At 46.0% G+C, this 20,312-nt stretch carries 19 protein-coding genes and 1 other RNA gene; 17 read left to right on the top strand and 3 right to left on the bottom strand.

Features of this window, described 5'->3' with window-relative positions:
- Positions 1 to 1,029, top strand: a 1,029-nt coding sequence (locus tag JGK20_RS09950; RefSeq protein ID WP_293230265.1) for an ATP-binding protein, incomplete at its 5' end; no start/stop codon positions are given.
- Entirely contained in the window at positions 1,026 to 1,193 is a 168-nt protein-coding gene (locus tag JGK20_RS09945) for a hypothetical protein (protein WP_293176276.1), read from the top strand. The genes JGK20_RS09950 and JGK20_RS09945, both read left to right, overlap by 4 nt.
- Positions 1,194 to 1,351: 158 nt before the next feature.
- On the opposite strand, the gene JGK20_RS09940 is transcribed toward JGK20_RS09945, so the two are convergent.
- A complete protein-coding gene (locus tag JGK20_RS09940) occupies positions 1,352 to 1,879 on the bottom strand; it encodes an orange carotenoid protein N-terminal domain-containing protein (RefSeq protein WP_293191757.1) in 528 nt (175 codons plus the stop codon).
- Positions 1,880 to 2,200: 321 nt separating this feature from the next.
- Here JGK20_RS09940 and JGK20_RS09935 point away from each other — a divergent pair, with 321 nt between their 5' ends.
- Positions 2,201 to 2,578, top strand: a complete 378-nt coding sequence (locus tag JGK20_RS09935; protein WP_293210481.1) for a hypothetical protein — start codon at positions 2,201 to 2,203, stop codon at positions 2,576 to 2,578.
- A gap of 123 nt (positions 2,579 to 2,701) precedes the next feature.
- Here JGK20_RS09935 and JGK20_RS09930 read toward each other — a convergent pair whose 3' ends face one another.
- Together JGK20_RS09930 and JGK20_RS09925 are read right to left on the bottom strand one after the other, a co-directional pair.
- Positions 2,702 to 3,799 (bottom strand): glycerate kinase, encoded by a 1,098-nt coding sequence (locus JGK20_RS09930; RefSeq protein WP_293230262.1) that lies wholly within the window; start codon positions 3,797 to 3,799, stop codon positions 2,702 to 2,704.
- A 488-nt stretch (positions 3,800 to 4,287) separates the two neighbouring features.
- On the bottom strand, positions 4,288 to 4,620 hold the full coding sequence (locus JGK20_RS09925) for a DUF565 domain-containing protein (RefSeq protein WP_293176267.1): 333 nt from the start codon (positions 4,618 to 4,620) through the stop codon (positions 4,288 to 4,290).
- 394 nt (positions 4,621 to 5,014) lie between these two features.
- Here JGK20_RS09925 and JGK20_RS09920 point away from each other — a divergent pair, with 394 nt between their 5' ends.
- The 14 genes from JGK20_RS09920 (at position 5,015) to JGK20_RS09855 (ending at position 20,306) form a co-directional block, all read left to right on the top strand.
- Positions 5,015 to 5,584: a hypothetical protein gene (locus JGK20_RS09920; protein WP_293176265.1), complete on the top strand. Its 570-nt coding sequence runs from the start codon at positions 5,015 to 5,017 to the stop codon at positions 5,582 to 5,584.
- A gap of 246 nt (positions 5,585 to 5,830) precedes the next feature.
- Positions 5,831 to 7,765 (top strand): glycosyltransferase family 39 protein, encoded by a 1,935-nt coding sequence (locus JGK20_RS09915; RefSeq protein WP_293230259.1) that lies wholly within the window; start codon positions 5,831 to 5,833, stop codon positions 7,763 to 7,765.
- Positions 7,766 to 7,811: 46 nt separating this feature from the next.
- On the top strand, positions 7,812 to 8,462 hold the full coding sequence (locus JGK20_RS09910; protein ID WP_293191765.1) for a hypothetical protein: 651 nt from the start codon (positions 7,812 to 7,814) through the stop codon (positions 8,460 to 8,462).
- A 172-nt stretch (positions 8,463 to 8,634) separates the two neighbouring features.
- Positions 8,635 to 9,594, top strand: coding sequence for a nucleotidyl transferase AbiEii/AbiGii toxin family protein (locus JGK20_RS09905; protein ID WP_293191767.1), 960 nt, complete (start codon positions 8,635 to 8,637; stop codon positions 9,592 to 9,594).
- Between the two features lie 117 nt (positions 9,595 to 9,711).
- Positions 9,712 to 9,930: a hypothetical protein gene (locus JGK20_RS09900; RefSeq protein WP_293191769.1), complete on the top strand. Its 219-nt coding sequence runs from the start codon at positions 9,712 to 9,714 to the stop codon at positions 9,928 to 9,930.
- A gap of 324 nt (positions 9,931 to 10,254) precedes the next feature.
- Positions 10,255 to 10,491, top strand: coding sequence for a type II toxin-antitoxin system Phd/YefM family antitoxin (locus JGK20_RS09895; protein ID WP_293191771.1), 237 nt, complete (start codon positions 10,255 to 10,257; stop codon positions 10,489 to 10,491).
- Complete coding sequence (locus JGK20_RS09890; protein WP_242728617.1) at positions 10,485 to 10,751, top strand: Txe/YoeB family addiction module toxin; 267 nt, start codon at positions 10,485 to 10,487, stop codon at positions 10,749 to 10,751. The genes JGK20_RS09895 and JGK20_RS09890 overlap by 7 nt, the downstream gene beginning before the upstream one ends.
- Positions 10,752 to 10,870: 119 nt before the next feature.
- Positions 10,871 to 12,631, top strand: a complete 1,761-nt coding sequence (locus tag JGK20_RS09885; protein WP_293230256.1) for a serine/threonine-protein kinase — start codon at positions 10,871 to 10,873, stop codon at positions 12,629 to 12,631.
- Positions 12,632 to 12,980: 349 nt separating this feature from the next.
- Positions 12,981 to 13,371, top strand: a transfer-messenger RNA (tmRNA) gene (ssrA, locus tag JGK20_RS09880).
- 564 nt (positions 13,372 to 13,935) lie between these two features.
- The gene (nuoH, locus tag JGK20_RS09875; RefSeq protein WP_293176334.1) at positions 13,936 to 15,054 is read left to right on the top strand and encodes an NADH-quinone oxidoreductase subunit NuoH; all 1,119 of its coding nucleotides are present in this window, start codon (positions 13,936 to 13,938) and stop codon (positions 15,052 to 15,054) included.
- 98 nt (positions 15,055 to 15,152) lie between these two features.
- A complete protein-coding gene (gene ndhI, locus JGK20_RS09870) occupies positions 15,153 to 15,731 on the top strand; it encodes an NAD(P)H-quinone oxidoreductase subunit I (protein ID WP_293176251.1) in 579 nt (192 codons plus the stop codon).
- A gap of 208 nt (positions 15,732 to 15,939) precedes the next feature.
- Positions 15,940 to 16,563, top strand: coding sequence for an NADH-quinone oxidoreductase subunit J (locus JGK20_RS09865; RefSeq protein WP_293176247.1), 624 nt, complete (start codon positions 15,940 to 15,942; stop codon positions 16,561 to 16,563).
- A 124-nt stretch (positions 16,564 to 16,687) separates the two neighbouring features.
- On the top strand, positions 16,688 to 16,993 hold the full coding sequence (gene nuoK / locus JGK20_RS09860) for an NADH-quinone oxidoreductase subunit NuoK (RefSeq protein WP_228042566.1): 306 nt from the start codon (positions 16,688 to 16,690) through the stop codon (positions 16,991 to 16,993).
- A gap of 907 nt (positions 16,994 to 17,900) precedes the next feature.
- Complete coding sequence (locus JGK20_RS09855) at positions 17,901 to 20,306, top strand: ATP-binding protein (protein ID WP_293230253.1); 2,406 nt, start codon at positions 17,901 to 17,903, stop codon at positions 20,304 to 20,306.
- The last annotated feature ends 6 nt before the right edge of the window (positions 20,307 to 20,312 follow it).

Genomic DNA, 20,312 nt, shown 5'->3' with positions numbered 1-20,312 from the left:
GGCCCAGGAGTGCCGGCGGCGGCCTGTGCTGCGGCGATCGAGTCGCGGGAAACCGGGCGTTTGGGCGTTTTGGCGATCGGTAATGTCCAAGACAGGACGGCTATTGACAGCGGATCTGTGCAACTGCTGGCGGTGATGGGAAGACAAGCTGCGATCGCGATTAACAGCACGCGGGCGATCGAAAAATTAAAAAAGCAGGAACAACTTTTAGACTTGCAAAACGAGCTGCTAATTCGCCAACAGGAAGAACTGGAAAATCAGGGGCGGCGCATTCAACAGCAAAAATTGCAACTGCTAGAAGCAGCAAAGTTAAAATCGCAATTTTTGGCCACCATGTCCCACGAATTGCTAACTCCCATGAATGCGATTATCGGCTTTTCCCAATTGCTGCTGCGCCAGCACAAACAACTGCTGAGCGCGCAGCAAATAGATATGGTGGGGCGAATTTTAAATAACGGCAAAAACCTGCTAGTCCTGCTCGACGATATCCTCGACCTCTCCAAAATCGAGAGCGGTCGCACCGAATTAGAAATTGAAGAATTTGATTTAGCGCATTTAGTAATGGATGTGGCTCTGGAATTCGGAAATCAAGCTACCGAAAAGAATGTGGCAATGTCCGTCTGCGTGGGCTTGCAGGATCGGTGTATCGTTAATGACAAGTTGCGGCTGCGGCAAGTTTTGGTGAATCTGATTTCCAACGCGGTTAAATTCACTCATCAGGGCTGCATTTACATTGAGGTAGGGGAATTAGAGGGCGATCGGCTAATTATCACCGTTCGGGATACAGGAATCGGCATTTCCGAAACAGATCTGCCCCACATTTTCGACAAATTCCATCAAGCCGACCAAAGCACAACCCGCCCATATCCAGGCACTGGTTTAGGACTAGCGATTAGTGCCTCGTTAGTCAAGATAATGAACAGCACAATTACGGTCGAAAGTCAACTAGAAAAAGGTTCGAGATTTGCGATCGAAATCCCGCGAAAAATTAACCCCAAAAAGTCAATTCCTGACTGCAAACATTTTTGATATTGATAGCAGAAGCAAGTTCGGCAACCGATTTTGGAACGGATGTAACAGATTTAACGAAGGTCATATCGAATATCGAATATCGAATTATCGAATCCGGTAGCATCGGAATTATTAGTAGCCGAAATGAGGAGACGGCAGTGCCGTTTCCCTACCGCTATTAATTGTGGGGAAACGGCACTGCCGTCTCCTCTGCAATTCCGGTGTAACCGGAATTGATATCAGTAGGGTGTGCACCTTACCGCTTAGGAATGGAAAGGACTGAAGTCCTCACTACGAACCTGCAATCAATTTTATAGTGAGGGCTTTAGCAAAGTCCGATCTAAAGACTAGAAGTTTTCCCAACTTGAGCCTGAGTAGCAATTGGTTTAACATCGGTGTAGCCCATATTATTAGCTACATCGCGCAGCACCGAAATTTGCTGTTCAAACTCCAGACCTTCAATTTGATCTAACACGCCATTCACAGCCTCAGTTGCCTCATATCCTTCGGGGATATCGACAATTTTATCCCCCATATCAATAGCCCAAGCATACCAAACCAGCAACTGATTGTTAGCAGTTAAAGCTCCGTAAGCGCGAGAATAAGGCGTGTCGTCACCGTTGACAATACCTCGCATTATATTCAGTTGTTGGTCGTGGGAAAGGTTGTAAAAATCATTTAGCAACATGGGAGCTAACTCTGGTTCCGCAGCAGTGGGAGCGGCTGGTGTAATTGAGTCTCCCATTTTTTCATAAATAAAGTAGAGCAGTGCCAGTTTTTCATCTGTACCCAAACCGTTTATTTTATCAACCATGTTTTGAGTATCGTCTGAGAGAGCGTGAGTATTGGTCGCGGCGGGTGAGTTCATAAGTTAAAATTCCTTAAAAATGCTTCCAGAATATATAAATATCAACATTTGTAGGTACAAGTCACCATCCCCGAGAGGTAATGCGATTTTAGATTTTAGATTTTAGATTTTAGATTTTGAAATGACTTATTTCATAAGGGTTTTGAGCTTGCAGAGAGTTGTCTTGTTTTCGGAAACTGGTGTAATGCTGAGCCAACGTCTTAAAATAAATCATCCTTGAGATAGAAGCCAACAATACATCTGCGGGAAGATGAAAATAATAGGAATTTTAGCGACAATAATTATATTGAATTGTTAAATAAAAGTAACAAGGAGTCGGCTATGTCTGAAGTTAATCCTCAAGTGAATACAGAATTAGATAACACTCAAACATTTGATGCTCAACAGATAACTGAAAGCGTAGAAGCTGGAGAACAAAAGTTGCCTGAGGTTAATGTATCAGCCGACTACGAAGCTTCAAAAGAATTCAGCGTTAGCGATATCGATCGCACGAGTGCCGGCGCCGAAGCTGCCGCTGCTGCAACTGCGCCTAAGTTTGAGATTCCCGCTGCTAAAGAAATCCCAATGCCGGCGGATGCACAGGGAAATCCCGATGATTTTTTAGCGATGGCTAAGGAAGTTAACCGCACAGGTGCACCGGGCAATGTTACGGACGATTTGGTGCAAAAGGCGATCGAAATGGGTACTCCCGGCAGTTAATTTAGAATCGAGACTTAAATTTAGCCCTCTAAGGTACGTAGTTGCGCTTCAGCGCTCTTTGCTAATATCAGGAAAGAGCGCTGAAGCGCAACTACGTACCTAATTTGTTTAAAATTGGTATTGCTAATGTATCAAGTCGATCGCACGACAAATCTTGCCGATCGCGCGATCGGGCAAAATTTCCACCACCAAATCCACGCCATCGCCCTCAAGCATCGACTGAATATATAAGTCAGGATGCAGTGCTTTCCAGAAATATTCCACAAACCGATTAATTTCCGACTCTGACATTCCCGACTTCCCCGCAGCCATCATTTCCCGTTCCGCCTGATTGCGCCACACTTGAGAAAGGCGATAATCTCGGGGATACAAAACCATCAACCGATCTAATCGGTTCCACAGTGGCAAATAGTCGTGCAGCTTCGCATTCATATCGCGCGCAAACTGACAGTCGCCCTCTGTGGAAATCGGAAACGGCGCCGCCGCCAAAAACTCGTTCAATTTGCGATCGGCGACTGGATTTACGCCGACAAACCAACCTTCAAACAGTACAATATCCGCACCGGAAATAAGTTCTGATTGACTTCGATCGCCCGCACCTCCCCAGGCTGATTTTTCAAACCGGGGAATTTCTATTTTTTGACTGTCAAATGCTGCTAATTCCCCCGTGTGAGAAGCGCGCAACTGGTCTAAAACGGAGATTCCCAAGTCAATATCGTGAGTGCCGGGGGGGCCGCGCCAAATTAAACGCGGGTCAGCTTGTTGGAGATTTTGGCGATCGGCATAAGTCTTGTAAAGATCGTCTAAAGAAAGGCTGACTGTGGAATATCCCAATTTTCCCAGCATCAGCCTCAAAACTTGGCATAAAGTAGTTTTTCCCGTTCCTTGGACTCCTAAAATTCCTTGAATTAAAGTCCGGTTTAAACTTTGTTTTTCAGTCGATAATTGCATCGCCAGTGGCAGCCACAGATTCCACAAACTTTCTAGAAAAACACTTGACTTGACGGGGAAAGTATGCAGTCGATCGAGTACAGACAGGAATAAATCGGTTTTGTGGCGGACAACATCGGCTGCGTTGTCAGGAGTAATGTTAAAAGCGCGCGATCGCAGATCGTCGGCAAGTTCCCAACAGGCGAGGCGATCGAAATCGGGAGCGATCGGGCGATCGCCCGATCGCCAGCGGTGTAAAATTTCAACAGGCGTTAAAGTCGAGCCAACCATTGTAGATTTTAGGATTGGATAATGGGATGATATTATATCGAGTCGATTACCATAACAAAAATGGTTTGTAGTGCGGACTTCAGTCCGCTCTAACGCTGCGGACTTCAGTCCGCACTACGAACTAATTTTACTGTTTGTAGTGCGGACTTCAGTCCGCTTTCACGCTGCGGACTTCAGTCCGCACTACGAACTAATTTTACTGCGATTAATCGATCAGACACGATATGATTTAATAATAGATATCTTACAAAAGTCGTTTTAATCACATTTTGGAACGGGCAAGATGCCCATTCCACAGAAAAAAAAATTGTGGAACGGGCATCTTGCCCGTTCCTAGCTATTGTGCAAGAGGTCTAATTCAAAAATTCTGTATGAGTTGGGAGGCCGCGCGGACTGGAATTATTTTTTTAAACTTGTATCAAAACTTTCTAAGGGGAGGCTAGTTTTAGGCAAATAATATCTGCAAGCGACAAATATTTTACCATTTTTTAAGAGCCAAGTTTGAAAGCTTCTACAAATAAATTGTAAGTCACGCCAATTTTTAGAGCATTGAGCATTTCCACCCACAAAGCACCAGCCACCAGCCGCCTGCTGCTGTAAACCAGTCGGTTCGCCAACTCGGCGAACAACACCAACATCCCGGCTACGATAATATCCCAATTAGCGGCTTGTCCGGCGATCGTCGAAAGAGCAGTTCCCAAAAAATTGCCGAACAGCAGGCTAATTACCAGCAGCGAAATCCGCCGCCAAGGATTGCTAGCCCAGCGTGCAAATTGCTCGCCCAGAACATCAATCAATCTGTTAATTCGGGTATTCTGCATAAAAGTTAAAAGTTATGCGGATGAGTCAGTCGATTTTAGATTTTAGATTTTAGATTTTAGATTTACTTGCAGGATTGAATCTGCTGGGAGATTGAACAGGAGTCTCAAGTTTTTGGCTAGATCCTCAAGAGTATCGGGGCTTGTAGCTGTTTTTGAGCGGGGTTAAAAAATGCCGATCGCGAACAACCCCAAATCCTTACCGGATCAGTATCCGGCAATGTCAAGTCTCAAATTTAACATCTAAAATGGTATTGAGCGATCTGGAGCTTTATAGCCCCGAACCGTCAAGTAATTAAGTGTAGCTGTATCTTGTGGCACAGTAGCCCCGGATTCTACATTCAAGATTGGTAGGACTAATTGCAGGGGTGCAGTCTATCCTTTAAGCATAAAATTTATGAAACTTCAAAATTACCAGATATTAATTGGAATGGCGATCGTTCTATTTACAGGAATGTTTCTCGGACGTTTTGAAATCACCATCTCCAACGGTGCAAATCGATCGAGCGATTTGCCCTCAGCAGCCACCGCACTCCCCCCAACACCCCCGGTTTCGAGAGTCGCGACAGGTGCCGCAGACACCGCTAGCAAGCCCAAACCCGAGTTACCCCCAGAAGCAGAGGAAGAAAGCAATTCCTCAATCCCTGTCAATGGCAAAGCTGCCGGCAGTTTGCGAGTCAGCAACCGCAGCGAACACCCAGTGCGAGTGGCCTTGCTGTCGAAACGGCAAACCGAGAAATCCTACGGAAAACCGGCCCACTGGGATTTTGCGCCGGGGGAAGGTGGTGGTAAGGGACTGATGCTATCGCTGCCGGAGGGCAAGTTAAAAGTCAAACAGGGAGACATTCTGGTGGTTTTTGCTCAGGATGGTTCCCGCCGCTACTGGGGGCCTTACGTCGCCGGGGAGACAGCCTCGCCCGCTTGGAATCCCAAAGCCGAAGAATGGCAATTAACTTTGCAGCAGTGAAAGCTTAGCTGCGGGCTGAGATTTTGATTGAGAAACCCGGTTTCTGCGGTTTTGTTGAGAACGGTGCAAGATTTGAATTGAACCTGAGATATTGCGTTTTTCAAGAGCGGGCCCGACACCCCACAAGAAGCTTGATGTCTTGTGGAACAGGCATCTTGCCTGTTCTTGAGAACGCTGCAAGATTTGAATTGAACCGGATTAGATCGAATTCCCAGTTTCGAGAAGGCAATTTTTCGGTAGACTTCTATGCGAGTTAAAATTTTAAATCTAAAATCGCAGGAAGTTTGGGTGAAGGAAGTTATTAAAAATTTGTCAGAATATTACAGGCATCGGCCGATGGTACCTTTGTTGCTATCGGTGTTGTGGCTGTGCGTGATCGCCTGGGTAGCTTTCTTGTGGAATTTAGGCAACATCGGCTTAGTTGACGAAACCGAACCGCTGTTTGCTGAAGCCGCCCGTCAAATGACGGTGACAGGGGATTGGATCACTCCTTATTTCAACAGCGAAACCAGGTTTGACAAGCCGCCGTTGATTTACTGGCTGATGGCGGTGGCTTACCACACTCTGGGCGTTAACGAGTGGGCTGTGCGCCTTCCGTCGGCTTTTTGTGCGATCGCCCTGACTTGCCTCGGATTCTACACTCTATCGAAAACAGAAGGAAGAAGGAAGAAGGAAGAAGGAAGAGTCAATGAGGAAGAAGGAAGAGTGAATGAGGAAGAAGCAAAATTCTCCCAATCTCCCAATCTCCCCCTCTTTCTTTCTACTCCTTGGATTGGTGCGGCATTAATAGCTTTAAATCCCCAAACTATTGCCTGGGGGCGGACTGGCGTTTCTGATATGCTATTAGTTGCCTGTATTTGTTCGTCACTTTTGGCATTTTTTCTCGGTTACACGCTAGAAGAACAGAGAGAAAAAGCAGAACTTTCCACCATTTCTGCTGGGCGATTTCCCAATAAATGGTATTTGACTTGTTACGTACTAATTGCCTTAGCAATTCTGGCTAAGGGGCCTGTGGGAATTGTCATCCCAGCGATGATTATTGGTAGCTTCGGGCTGTATTTGGGAAATTTTCGGCAACTTTGGCGCGAAATGCGTCCGCTGTCGGGAATCTTGATTATTTTGGCGATCGCCCTACCTTGGTTTATTCTCGTTACTTTAGCCAACGGTGAAACTTATATTGACAGTTTTTTCGGCTATCACAATTTCCAGCGTTTTACTGGAGTAGTCAACAAGCACTCGGCGCCTTGGTATTTTTACTTTTTTGTAGTGCTCGTCGGTTTTGCGCCTTGGTCGATTTATTTGCCGGTGGCGATCGCGCGTACCCGTTTTTGGCAGCGCAGTTACTGGCGCCGTCAAGCGCGATCGGCACAATTAAGTTTATTTGCCCTATTTTGGTTCGGCTGCATCTTTGGATTTTTCACGCTCGCCGTGACAAAATTGCCTAGTTATGTATTGCCTTTACTGCCCGCCGCAGCCATTTTGGTAACGCTGCTGTGGAGCGATATTATTGCAGGCAAGCAACCACAAAACAGACCGGGAAAGTTAGAGAAAAAACCAAATTCTTTACCGCGAGGGCTGTTAGTTACATACATTTTCAATATCGTATTTTTACTGATTATAGCCGGAGCAACTTTTTACTGCTACCACTGGCTGGGAGATGACCCGGCAATGCCCAATTTTCCGCAAGCAATTCAGCAGTCGGGATTGCTGATGGTTGGCGGTACGATTTGGATAACGGCGGCTGGGGCGATCGCACTTTTACTCTGGAAACGTCAACAACGCTGGATTTTGGTAGCTAACTTCATCGGATTAGTCGCATTTATCATCTTTGGTTTGACTCCCGCCTACAATTTGGTCGATCTCAACCGCCAGTTACCTCTGAGAGAGTTAGCGAAGGTTGTTGTCCAACAAAAACAGCCGGGAGAAGAGTTGATGATGATTGGTTTCTGGAAACCGAGTCTAGTTTTTTACACCCAAGATCCGGTGACTTTCTACCGACTTCCCAGGGGCGCGAAAGACTACATTGAGCAATCCAACAACAACACTTCTCCGATGATTCTCGTGCTGGGATATCCACACAAGTTTGTGGAATTCGGATTGCAGCCAAATCAATATCAACTATTGGACAGTCGCGGCGCCTACCAACTGGCAAGGGTTCCGAGAAAGGCGTTTTTGAATTAGTGTATTGTACTGCGGTTTGGGCGAGCCGACCTATTAGGAAGAGTTCATGGAATTCACTGGAAAATTTGAAACTCACCTTACCGTTGGCCTCAAGGACTTGGACAGAGTAGAGGCGCTTGAACAATGGGGCATTAATCATGGTCTAAAACTTCTCCATATAGTTCTAGACCGTGGGGTTACTGTATCTCAACTAATGTTGACCCGGCATGGGCAAGGTAGCCTGACAAACGAGTTAAAGACGGCATTTGATTCAAGCCAATCTCTAAATGCTGAAGGCTTCACGGTGACACGCATCAAAATTGAGGTGCCACAGTGGAACCAGAGTGTTCCGCAGTCTAATGCCGAAGCACTAAACCATCCATGCGATCGCTACTTTGAGCATCATATCAAACTGTTGCTTGAACCTTCTACTGATATTCTGCCTCTGATTGACCTGGCCGAAAGACATTCTGCTCATCTCTCTCGTAATCTCTTCCAGACTCGGAGTGACCAATATCACGAGCGATTTGTCACTCAGCGTTGTATCTCCGTTGGTCGTGTTGAAGCTCAACAACAACTTCACACTCTCTTAAAAGCGATCGCTACTTTGAGATATTTAGCGATCGATGTCGAAGCAGAATTTGTTGTCTATGATAGTAATCTTGACCTTGACGCAGGTTGGATTCAAGGGAAAGAATCACCAATTTTACACGGATAATTATCAAGCAGAATATAAAATCCGAGGATAGCACGAATAATAGGGAAAGAATCACCAATTTTACACGGATAATTATCAAGCAGAATATAAAATCGGAGGAGAGGATGTATAATAGGGAAAGAATCACCAATTTTACATTAATAACTATCAAGCATAATATAAAGGAGGATTAATGAAATACGATCCGAAGACATACATCATTGTTTCAGAACAAGGTCAGAAAATTGAACGACCAACAGTTTTCGAGCCTGCACTAATTCCCCAGAAGCATCTTCGGGGAGCATTTCGTCTGGGAGAGCCAATATTTGAAGATCCAGAAATTAGAACTCAATGGCTGAATATTCGTCGGCAAGTGATGGATTATCTGCTGCAAATTATTAGTTGTTCAATCTGGAAAGATCGCCTTGTCTTACGAGGTAGTTTATTACTGAAAGCATGGTTAGGAGATGTGGCGAGAGAACCCGGTGATATAGACTGGGTTTTTATACCTCACGATATTAGCGTCAATTCCCCTTTATCTAGAGAATTGTTCAATGGATTAATTCAGATAGTTTCAGCTCATCCTCATGTAGGTAATGCGATTATTGACGTGGACAAAATCTCCCTAACTGAGATTTGGACTTATGAACGTGCATCAGGTAGGCGCATTATTTTTCCTTGGAAAGCAGACGGCTTTCCTTCAGGAGATTTGCATATGGATGTGGTTTTTAATGAAGAACTATTGTGCGATCCAATTCAGGTCTATATCCCTTCCTCAATTGGTGAAAATAGGTTAGTGTGGGCAGCTTCTAAAGAACTGTCATTGGCATGGAAATTGCTTTGGTTAGAAACCGATACTTATCCACAAGGCAAAGATTTGTATGATGCAACACTCTTAGCGGAGCAAACTTCATTGTCTTTTGACATTCTTTATAAAGTTCTTCATTCAAGTGAAGATTGGAAGAATCAGGCGGCAGTGAAACCAAACTTTTCTTGGAAATCTGGATGGCCTTGGACAGAATCACCGTGTTCAGCATATCTAGATTGGGACAACTTTAAGCTAGAGTATCCTGGGGTTGAAGGGGAGGCAAAGGATTGGCAAGCTCGGCTTTCACGGGCCTTAGCACCGACATTTACCAACCTTGATGATTGAACCTTCGTAGTTATTAATAATGATAATTAGCCTGCCATTTGTTCGAGCTACCCTCAACCTGCCTGAAACAATGGATAATGGAGAGGACGCCATTTTAATTGTAAAAGTGTGGTAGCCATGACTGAGTTACTCGAACGTGCGATCGCCAAGTTGAAAACCTTGTCTGCAAGCGAGCAAGATGCCCTCGCTTCAATGATTCTGGAAGAACTTGAAGACGAGAGGCGCTGGGATCGAGCATTCTCCCGTTCCCCAGATGCTCTTGCTAAACTCGCAGCCACCGCAATGGCTGAGTATCATGCAGGTCAAACCCAAGAACTCGATCCAGAAACATTGTGAAGTCACGCACTACAACCGAGTTCCGCAGATTATTTGCTGATTTACCCGAACAAGTTCAACAGCAGACACGCTCGGCGTATCGCCAATTCAAGGAAAACCCAAGTCATCCAAGCCTGCGTTTCAAGAAGGTGCATCCAGACTTACCAATCTAGTCTGCCCGAATTAGCAAAAACTATCGAGCAGTTGGTCAGTTGGATGGAGACACTGCAATCTGGTTTTGGGTTGGTTCACACGCAGACTACGACAAGTTTCTGGGGCAGTTGTAGCAGTGTCTGCAGCCACCCAACATCATCTAGAAAAGCGTATTTAGACGAGTGGAAAATTATGATTCCAATCAATGAAGCTCAACAGCAATTGCAGCAGTTAATAGATTCGGTGAGTGAGTCGCATCAACCTATTGTGATTGCAGGACAGACTAGCAATGCAGTGTTATTATCTGAATCTGATTGGGCATCGGTACAGGAAACATTATATCTACTGTCAGTGCCAGGGATGCGGGAATCGATTCGGGAAGGAATGGCAACGCCGATCGAGGATTGCGCTAGGGAGTTGGAGTGGTGAATTGGAATCTGGTATATACCAAACAGGCACAGAAAGATGCCAAAAAGCTCGCTTCTAGCAATTTACGAGACAAAGCGCAAGAGTTACTAGACATCATTCAAACCAATCCGTTTCAGAATCCGCCACCCTACGAGAAATTGGTGGGAGATTTGGAAGGCGCATATTCAAGGCGAATCAACATTCAGCACCGTCTGGTGTACGAGGTGATTGAGTCAGAGAATACGGTAAAAATTTTGCGGATGTGGACGCATTATGAGTAATGTTTCTAACAAGTTAACTAATACCGAAGGAGTACGATCGCCATTTGGAGCGATGAACTACCACACTAGACGTGCCATAATCAGCGATATTATCTGGTATGCGATCGCCTAGACATATTATGGACGCACTAATCGGCAAAAGTTTACAGGGCGGAAAATATACCCTCGAACAAGAACTCGGGCGAGGCGGCTTTGGAATTACCTTCAGAGCAAATCACCGCTATTTAGGACAGCCCGTCGTTATTAAAACCCTCAACGAATCTCTGCGGCGCGATCCCAAATTTGCCGAGTTCGATCGCAAATTCCAAGACGAAGCAAGGCGATTAGCTTCCTGCGTCCATCCGAATATAGTCCGCGTCAGCGACTTCTTTGTCGAAGACGGACAGCCTTACATGGTAATGGACTACATAGCCGGTCAGAATTTGGGCGATGTAGTCGGTACAAGCAATCCCCTCCCCGAAAATCTGGCAATTCTCTACATCACTCAAATTGGGGCTGCTTTGAAAGCAGTTCATCAAAAAGGTTTGCTGCATCGAGATATCAAACCGCAAAACATTCTGTTGCGCCAAGGTACTCAGGAAGTTGTGCTGATCGATTTTGGCATTGCCCGCGAGTTTACAGCAGGCGCAACTCAAAGTCACACTAATATGGTGTCCGACGGTTACGCACCGCCAGAACAGTATTTCGCCCAAGGAAAATATACGCCCGCTACCGATGTTTACGGGCTAGCGGCGACGCTTTACACTTTGCTCACAGCCAGGGTGCCCGTGGCTGCCATTTTGCGAACCAGCCAGCCGATGCCTTCACCCCGCGACTTGCGGCCTGACTTAAGTGTGACTGTGAGTCAAGCGGTGATGCGGGGGATGACGGTAGAGGCTCAAAATCGCCCTGCTAGCGTGGATGAGTGGCTGTCGCTGCTGCACGGGCAGGGTGCAGGGTCGGACACCGGGCCGACGCTGGCGGTGATGCCGGGACACGGGCCTCAGTCGCCGGCAAATCTGAGAACAGCGCCTGCTGTAGTGACGAATGGCTCCGGCAACCGCAAGGTTTGGTTGATTTTGGGGTTGGTGGCGATCGCACTTATATTCGGTGGTTTGGTCGGGATTGCGAGGATTTTCCTCAACGGACAATCTTCGGAACCGGCACCAATAGCGAAGGACGATCGCACTTCCACCCCCGCAGATCCAGACGCGCGCACCAGCCCCGCACCAATTCCCACTCCGACACCCGCACCAATTCCCCCTCGCCAAGAAACTCCGCCGCCTGCTGCTGAAACTCCCGCGCCAACTCCAACTCGAACTCCAACTCCAACTCCCGCGCCAACTCCAACTCCGGCCCCAACTCCAGCACCAACAACAACTCCAACACCTGAGGCTGGGAAACCCACACCAGCGGAAAAACTGGTTGACAAGCAATTGCCGCCCGATCGATCGCCCCCACCCAGCGAACAACCAGGAACCGGTTATCAGAAGACTCCCACTATCCCAGGGTTTGCCGTTGGTACGCCGGAAAGTCAGATTGTAAGTGCACTGGGAGATCCCACAGACTCTCAATCCCGCGGCTATTGGCCGAATACTCGCACCGCACTTTATGAATTGCTGCCGAACCGGGTGACTCTGGGCTATATTTACGATCGCAATTCCGAACAACTCGTGCAAACAGAGGGTTCTTTTGCCCAGTCGGTGGACGATTTGGTAGTCCGAACCGCGTTAAACGGCATGGTGGGCGGCGCAGATAAGGAGATTTTGCAAGGGTTCCGGGACGTGCAGCAACGTCGCACCAATCGGTTTAATTTTCAGAAAGGTTCGTTGAAAGGGACGATCGAACGCAACAATCGCGATCGAATTTACATCGGCGTCTGGGACAAAACTTTGCATTAGAAATCTTCCACCGGTGTAGAGAAACCGGGTTTTTTAACGAAAATATTTGCCCAAAATGCTCATTCTCACAGTTGGCGATCGCAAGTGTCACAATACTTAAAGGTTTTTTAGGTACGTAGTTGCGCTTCAGCGCTCAAGCGCAACTACGTACCTTTTTGAATCTGTCTCGGTTAAAAAACCCGGTTTCTTGGTAGTGCGGCCTCTACTATTTGCCAAACAATCCCCAATCCCCAATCCAAAATCCCCAATCCTCAATTCAAAATCCAAAATCTTCAATCCAAAATCTAAAATCTAAAATCCAAAATCGATTGACGTTATACAAAATATTAGCTATGATTAGAGAACACGAGGGGCTGTAATGGTTTCGACAGGGTGGCGAAAGCTGCTCCGTGATGCAGGTCGAGAGGGAGTCTACTCTCGTTAATATCGGCTCAAAAAAAATAGTAAATGCGAACAACATCGTTCCTTTCGCTCGCAAAGCCGTAGCTGTAGCCTAAAAACTTCTCTAGCTTGGTTCAGAGTGTATGCCGCTTAACTCCGTTAAAGGCAGCATAACAACCCCCAACGGATGCCCTAGCTAAACGTTTCTAGTCGTCTAGCCGGGAAAGCAATCACTAGAAAATCCTCCCATTTAGGATAAAGATGGTTCCCGCCCCAAGGATCAGAGGGGATAAACCTGTGAACGATCGGAAGGTAAATACCCATTTTGGACGGCAGTTCGATTCTGCCCAGTTCCATAAAAAAGGTAGCGTAAAATCAATGGTTTAAGCCATTTGAAAGTTACTTTAAAGCATAAAAAGGGCAGAGAATTAATTCTCTGCCCTTTTTGTTTGGGCTATATCTCAAAGGAGTGATATCAAATCCGGTAGCATCGGAATTATTAGTAGCCAAAATCAGGAGACGGCAGTGCCGTGTCCCTACCGACAAATATTGTAGGGAGACGGCACTGCCCTGGACTCTATATCATTCTGGTGTAACCGGAATTGATATCATATCAATTTCATTAGTATCGCAATGATATAAACGGACGAGACGGCAGTGCCGTGTCCCTACAATTAATCATGGTAGGGACAGGGCACTGCCGTCTCCTCTTCATTCCTCAACCATAAGTTAGCAACCCATTAGTCAAGCTTGGGGATCAGATAACTATAATTTCACCTCATCCATCGGTTCTTGGGGGCTGTCCGGCGATATACTATTAGGCGGTAAAGCATTAAAAATCTTTACAAAGTCCCCGCTCTCTAAGCCTACTCCTACGAAGGACGGGTGAAAAATTATATGGCGATCGCTCAAAAGCTGGAAACATGAACCCAGGAATTGACTTACAAGGAAGTTTTGTAGAAGCCCTGACGAATTTGGGCTTACCGGCGGACATCGCCCACGTGCTTTGGCTACCACTGCCAATGGTGCTGATGGTTGTCGGTGCTGTATTCGGGGTACTGACTAGCGTCTGGCTAGAGCGGAAAATTTCCGCCGCCGCTCAACAGCGGATTGGCCCGGAATTTCTCGGCCCCCTGGGAGTCCTAGCACCCGTTGCCGATGGCATGAAGTTGGTATTCAAAGAAGACATTGTACCGGCAAAAGCTGACGCGCTGCTGTTCACGCTCGGCCCGGTAATTGTCGTGATTCCAGTGTTTCTGTCCTACTTGATCGTACCCTTCGGAGAGCATATGCTCATCGCCGATATGGGGACAGCGATATTTCTCTGGATTGCTCTTTCTAGCATTCAGCCGATCGGCTTGCTGATGTCGGGCTATGCTTCTAACAACAAATACGCCCTCCTCGGCGGACTCAGAGCCGCTGCTCAATCCCTCAGCTACGAAATTCCTCTAGCTTTGGCAGTATTGGCAGTTGTGATGATGTCCAACAGCTTAAGTACGATCGACATCGTACACCAACAAGCCGGCTACGGCATCATCGGCTGGAACGTCTGGCGACAACCCGCAGGTTTCCTGATTTTCTGGATTGCAGCACTAGCCGAATGCGAACGTTTACCCTTTGACTTACCCGAAGCAGAAGAAGAATTGGTAGCAGGATATCAGACTGAGTATACAGGCATGAAATTTGCCTTATACTACATCGCTTCCTACGTTAACCTCGTCCTTTCTTGCCTGCTAGTAGCCGTTTTGTACCTCGGTGGTTGGGAATGCCCGATTCCCGTCGGAGTTATCACAAATGCCCTGGGATTGAGCGAAACAACTCCTTGGTTACAGGTAATTACCGGCACGCTGGGCATTACAATGACCTTGTTGAAAGCCTACTTTTTCCTGTTCTTGGCAGTTCTGCTCCGTTGGACTCTGCCACGAGTTCGGATTGACCAATTGCTAGATTTGGGATGGAAGTTTTTGCTTCCGGTTGCTCTAGTTAACTTGCTATTGACCGCAGCTTTGAAACTTGCCTTTCCCTTTGCTTTTGGCGGTTAATTCATAATAGGTAAAGGGCAACAGAAAAAATACCTGTTAACCAATTACCTATTATCAATTAGTAATTACCAAAAACTCAAGTACAGAGAGAGAACACGATGCTAAAATTCCTCAATCAAGTAGGCGCATACGCCAAAGAGACTGTTCAAGCTGCTAAGTATATCGGCCAAGGGCTAGCTGTGACCTTCGATCACATGAGACGCCGCCCGGTTACAGTGCAGTATCCTTACGAAAAACTAATTCCTTCCGAACGTTTTCGGGGCAGAATTCACTTTGAATTTGACAAGTGCATCTCCTGCGAAGTCTGTGTTCGAGTATGTCCAATCAACTTACCTGTGGTGGATTGGGAATTTAACAAAGAAACTAAGAAGAAGCAACTCAAGCACTACAGTATCGATTTCGGGGTGTGTATCTTCTGCGGTAACTGTGTAGAATATTGTCCGACTAATTGCTTGTCGATGACAGAAGAATACGAGTTGGCCGCCTACGAACGTCATGAATTGAATTATGACAATGTGGCACTAGGACGCTTGCCATACAAGGTTTCAGACGATCCGATGGTGACACCGTTGCGCGAATTCGCTTATTTGCCGAAAGGTGTGATGGATCCTCATGAAGTTTCCTACACCGATCGCCGTGCAGGCCTCCGCCCAGAGGAAATTCAGGAAAGTAAGTAATGGGAATGGGGAATGGGGAATCGGTAATTGGGAATGGGGAATGGGGAATGGGGAATCGGTAATAAGTTATTGGAACTAACAAACAACAAATTACCAACTACCAACTACCAATTACCAATTGCCAATTACCAATTGCCAATTACCAATTCTCAATTACCAATGCCCAATTACCGATGGCCAATGCCCAATTAACAAAGGATTAAATATTGTGAATCTAGCCGAAGGGGTTCAAATTGTTTCATTTGGCATACTCGCCGTAATGATGATTGGAGGAGCATTAGGAGTAGTCCTGTTCTCCAACATCGTTTACTCAGCATTTCTGCTGTGTGGCGTATTTACCAGCATTGCCGGCTTGTACCTATTGTTGAATGCTGACTTTGTAGCAGCAGCCCAAATCTTAATTTATGTTGGCGCTGTTAACGTCTTAATTTTGTTTGCCATCATGTTGGTAAACAAACGAGAAGAGTTCCGCACAATTCCTAACGCTTGGGTGCGTCAAGTCGCAACCGCAGTCGTTTGTGCTGGTTTGTTTGCACTTTTGGGCACGATGGTAGTGTCTACTCCTTGGGCAATTGTGACAACGACGGGAGCACCCGCCGAAAGTTCGATCGTGACGATCGCCAAACACTTCTTCACCGACTATTTGCTACCTTTCGAGTTAGCATCGGTATTTTTGTTGATGGCAATGGTAGGAGCAATTGTGTTGGCGCGCCGCGATTTCTTTGCGGATGAACTGTCCGTGAAGCAATCAGATACACCAGCTTTTAGTTTGCCTGAACGCCCCCGCGAATTAGTTTCAGCCGGTGATGTTTCTTCACCGGAAACAAAGTAATTGTAGGGTGTGCACTGCGTACCTATCTGTTCGTCAGGCGAGAAACCTGGTTTCTGTTCGCAGCCTCTGTATCTGCCTGTTTTGTAGTAATTTAGACTGAGAGCAACTCCCAAAAATTATGCAACTGCAACTCCAGTATTTCCTGTTATTAGCTGCTGCACTTTTCTGCATTGGCATTTACGGTTTAATTACCAGCCGAAACGCCGTGCGGGTATTAATGTCGATCGAGTTGATGCTGAATGCAGTCAATCTCAATCTGATGGGTTTTTCTAACTATCTTGACCCCGTACAGATTAAAGGTCAAGTATTTACTGTTTTTGTAGTAACCGTTGCGGCTGCTGAGGCTGCTGTTGGTTTGGCGATCGTCTTGGCGATTTACCGCAACCGCAATACCGTAGACATGGAAGAGTTTAATCTGCTGAAATGGTAATCAGCGGTCATTAAGCTGTCAAAATTAAGGTGGAGGGTTGACCAAATTGGGGAATTTCGGTGTTTTAGCTCAAATATCCCCAACCCTCAACCCAATAAATTAGAAGCAAAAGACCATCAAGGGCGATCGACTAATAGAGATAAGCTTGAATTTTTTTCAGATGTCGCAAAACTATAAAATGTCTGAAAAGTATCGTGTAATACCACTTCAAACAACTTCAAACCAAAGCTCCCAGAGCAGTTGGTAAAAATCCTAATTACTGCCAATTCTCAATAAAGTCGCTGTAGAATACAGCAATACAGATAATTTTTCTCACCAATACTTCAGACGGGTGCATCTGGCGCAAGGCAAATATGTTTGTAGGGGCGAAGCATGACCGAAATCAATATGAGATGATAACTAATAACTTATATGCGGTCATGCTTCGCCCTCTTGAAAAGTGAGATGCACTCCTTCGGACAGTATTCGATCGCCAAGAAGAGCATCAAAGTTTCAAGGGGAGTCGGTAATCGAGTTGCCAACGGAAAATCAAGGGTTTCAGACTACAACTAAAAACTGTCCGGACTATTGCTCATAATTGTAGCTTATTTTAAATATCGCGATCCCGAAAGGGTGCAGTAGCGATCTGAATTTTGGAAACTTTGCTACTTGTAAGGAGTTTTTGTGTTACTTAAGTTCGGGTATCTTAAAAATTAGCAATTCCCGATTGTAACCTACCGAATTCATTGGGACTATCGTACCATTTTTTTAACTTATATTGAGTCATATCGGACAATCTATAGCAGTGGAAAGTGGACAGTTGACAGTTGACAGTTGCAGAACCCGAATCAAATCATTGATGCAGTACGGGTATCGGCTCTATTCATGAAGTTATTTATGCCCTCACCGATGTGGCGGTTGCTATAGTATGAGAAAAATTCAAAAACATACTGGTAAAGCCTTTGTAACTGCTGCGAGCGCAGCCTTATCAATTCTGGCGGCTACCATGATTCTCGATCGCTCCGAAACTCAGCGATTTCAGGAACAACAACAGGCAGATACTCTCAATCAACTGAGTACCGTGCGAGCCCGTTTGGAAGGGGCAATTAACACCAGACTTCTTCTCGTAGAAGCTTTAGTCACTCATGCTTCAACCCGTCCCGAACTCACCCAAGATGAATTTACAGCTATTGCTTCTCCTCTGTTGGAGAGGTATCGAGGGATTCGGAGTACGAACCTAGCCAAAAAATCGGCGATTAGTCATATTTATCCGGTTGTAGGCAACGAAAAAGCTTTCGGGTTGAACTTAGCAGCAACGCCGACCCAAAAAGAAGCTGTCGATCGAACTATTGCCTCAAAAAAATCGGTTGTTGCCGGCCCGGTTAAACTCGTACAAGGCGGTACTGCATTTATTAACCGATCGCCTATTTTTGTCAAATCAATAGAGGGAAAATCTGAATATTGGGGACTCGCGAGTATTTTGGTCAATCCCGAAACTATCTATGAAGAAGCCGGATTGTTACAAGAATCATCTAACTTAAAATATGTACTGCGTGGCAAAGATGGATTGGGGGAAAAAGGTGAGGTTTTTTTCGGCAATGGGGCAATTTTTCAGGAAAAACCCGTTTTTCTTTCCGTCACGTTACCGAACGGTTCTTGGCAGTTGGCCGCCGTTCCTAAAACTGGATGGTATGACCATTCACCAGTTACTATTTGGTTGAGGGGAGGAGGTATGACGATCGCACTTGTGGGAAGCATCGGTGTCTTCATTTTAGCTAGCGAACCGGCACGGTTGCAATTGGCGATCGATCGCGCCACCGCCGCATTGCGCCAAAATGAAGAAACACTCAAACAGAAGAATGCCGAGATGAAAGCCTTGAATTCAGCGTTATCTGAAAGCGAAGGTCGCCTATCGCAATTCCTCGATGCCATGCCCATTGGTGTTTTTGTCACCGACAGTCACGGAAATCCCTACTACACCAATCAAACTGGACAGCATCTTCTCGGTCAAGGTGTGGTAGCATCCGTTGCCGAACAAATTCAGATTCAATACAAAATTTACCAAGCTGGTAGCGATCGCATTTATCCTCAAGAATCAGATCCCCTGTTAAATGCGTTGCAAGGAAAAAGCGTGCGTCGCGAGGATATGGAAATTCATCATCCAGACAAAATTATTCCCATTGAAAGCGCAGGAACGCCGATTTACGATGCGGATGGAAACCTAAGTTATGCGATCGCAGCTTTCCAGGATATCACCGAACGCAAACAAGCTGAAAAATTGCGCGAAGATTACAATCGAACATTAGAGGAACAAGTTGCCGAACGCACAGCCGAACTATCCCAAACCTTAACCGAACTCCAACTAACTCAAGATGAATTAGTGCAATCGGAAAAAATGGCAGCATTAGGTCAACTCGTAGCAGGAGTTGCTCACGAAATTAACACCCCGTTAGGAGCAATTCGCTCTTCTGTTAGTTATATTACCGACTTTCTCAACGAAAACCTCAGCCAATTTCCCACATTATTTCGCGAACTTACCCCAGAACGAGAAACACAATTTTTGGAATTGTTGCAACGATCCATTACCAACACCGCGATCGTATCCGGTCGCGAACGCCGACAACTCAGAAAAACAATTACTAGCCAACTCGCAGCCCAAAACATTGAGAAATCTGAAGGATTAGCCAATATCCTCCTCGACTTAGGAGTTCACGATCGCCTCGAACCTTTATTCTCACTTCTACGACAAAGCGACAGCGACCAATTTCTCAAAACTGTACGGGCCTTTGTGCGCTTGCAGGCCAGCACCCGAGATATTAACATCGCCAGCGATCGTGCCGCCAAAGCCGTGTTTGCCCTAAAAACCTACGCCCGACACGACTCTAGCGGTGAAACAATCGAAGCCAACATCCTCGACGGCATAGATGCAGTTTTGACCCTCTATCAAAGTCAGATCAGACAGGGTATAGAATTAACTAAAAACTACGAACATATCCCACCCATTCAGTGTTATTTTGACGAACTCAACCAAGTGTGGACGAATTTGATTCATAACGCCCTACAAGCGATGAATAACAAAGGATCTCTCACCGTTAACGCAATTCACAATCACGAAAATATCCAAATTAGCATTGCCGACAGTGGCACGGGGATTCCCCCAGAAATCCACTCGAAAATATTCCAACCTTTCTTTACCACTAAACCTCCAGGCGAAGGAAGCGGATTAGGACTGGATATCGTTCGCAAAATCGTTGCAAAACATCGGGGACAGATTACTTTTGAATCTCGTCCAGGTCAAACCACATTTACAGTTATCCTACCAATAGAGCGTTAAAAAAAA

Source organism: Microcoleus sp. PH2017_05_CCC_O_A, from assembly GCF_020738785.1.
Classification (GTDB): domain Bacteria; phylum Cyanobacteriota; class Cyanobacteriia; order Cyanobacteriales; family Microcoleaceae; genus Microcoleus.
This window is presented reverse-complemented; position numbering and strand designations above follow the sequence as displayed.

Coding starts and splice junctions, on each gene's coding strand:
- JGK20_RS09940 (WP_293191757.1), bottom strand. CDS start 1,879: ATGAACTCACCCGCCGCGACCAATACTCACGCTCTCTCAGACGATACT.
- JGK20_RS09935 (WP_293210481.1), top strand. CDS start 2,201: ATGTCTGAAGTTAATCCTCAAGTGAATACAGAATTAGATAACACTCAA.
- JGK20_RS09930 (WP_293230262.1), bottom strand. CDS start 3,799: ATGGTTGGCTCGACTTTAACGCCTGTTGAAATTTTACACCGCTGGCGA.
- JGK20_RS09925 (WP_293176267.1), bottom strand. CDS start 4,620: ATGCAGAATACCCGAATTAACAGATTGATTGATGTTCTGGGCGAGCAA.
- JGK20_RS09920 (WP_293176265.1), top strand. CDS start 5,015: ATGAAACTTCAAAATTACCAGATATTAATTGGAATGGCGATCGTTCTA.
- JGK20_RS09915 (WP_293230259.1), top strand. CDS start 5,831: ATGCGAGTTAAAATTTTAAATCTAAAATCGCAGGAAGTTTGGGTGAAG.
- JGK20_RS09910 (WP_293191765.1), top strand. CDS start 7,812: ATGGAATTCACTGGAAAATTTGAAACTCACCTTACCGTTGGCCTCAAG.
- JGK20_RS09905 (WP_293191767.1), top strand. CDS start 8,635: ATGAAATACGATCCGAAGACATACATCATTGTTTCAGAACAAGGTCAG.
- JGK20_RS09900 (WP_293191769.1), top strand. CDS start 9,712: ATGACTGAGTTACTCGAACGTGCGATCGCCAAGTTGAAAACCTTGTCT.
- JGK20_RS09895 (WP_293191771.1), top strand. CDS start 10,255: ATGATTCCAATCAATGAAGCTCAACAGCAATTGCAGCAGTTAATAGAT.
- JGK20_RS09885 (WP_293230256.1), top strand. CDS start 10,871: ATGGACGCACTAATCGGCAAAAGTTTACAGGGCGGAAAATATACCCTC.
- nuoH (WP_293176334.1), top strand. CDS start 13,936: ATGAACCCAGGAATTGACTTACAAGGAAGTTTTGTAGAAGCCCTGACG.
- ndhI (WP_293176251.1), top strand. CDS start 15,153: ATGCTAAAATTCCTCAATCAAGTAGGCGCATACGCCAAAGAGACTGTT.
- JGK20_RS09855 (WP_293230253.1), top strand. CDS start 17,901: ATGAGAAAAATTCAAAAACATACTGGTAAAGCCTTTGTAACTGCTGCG.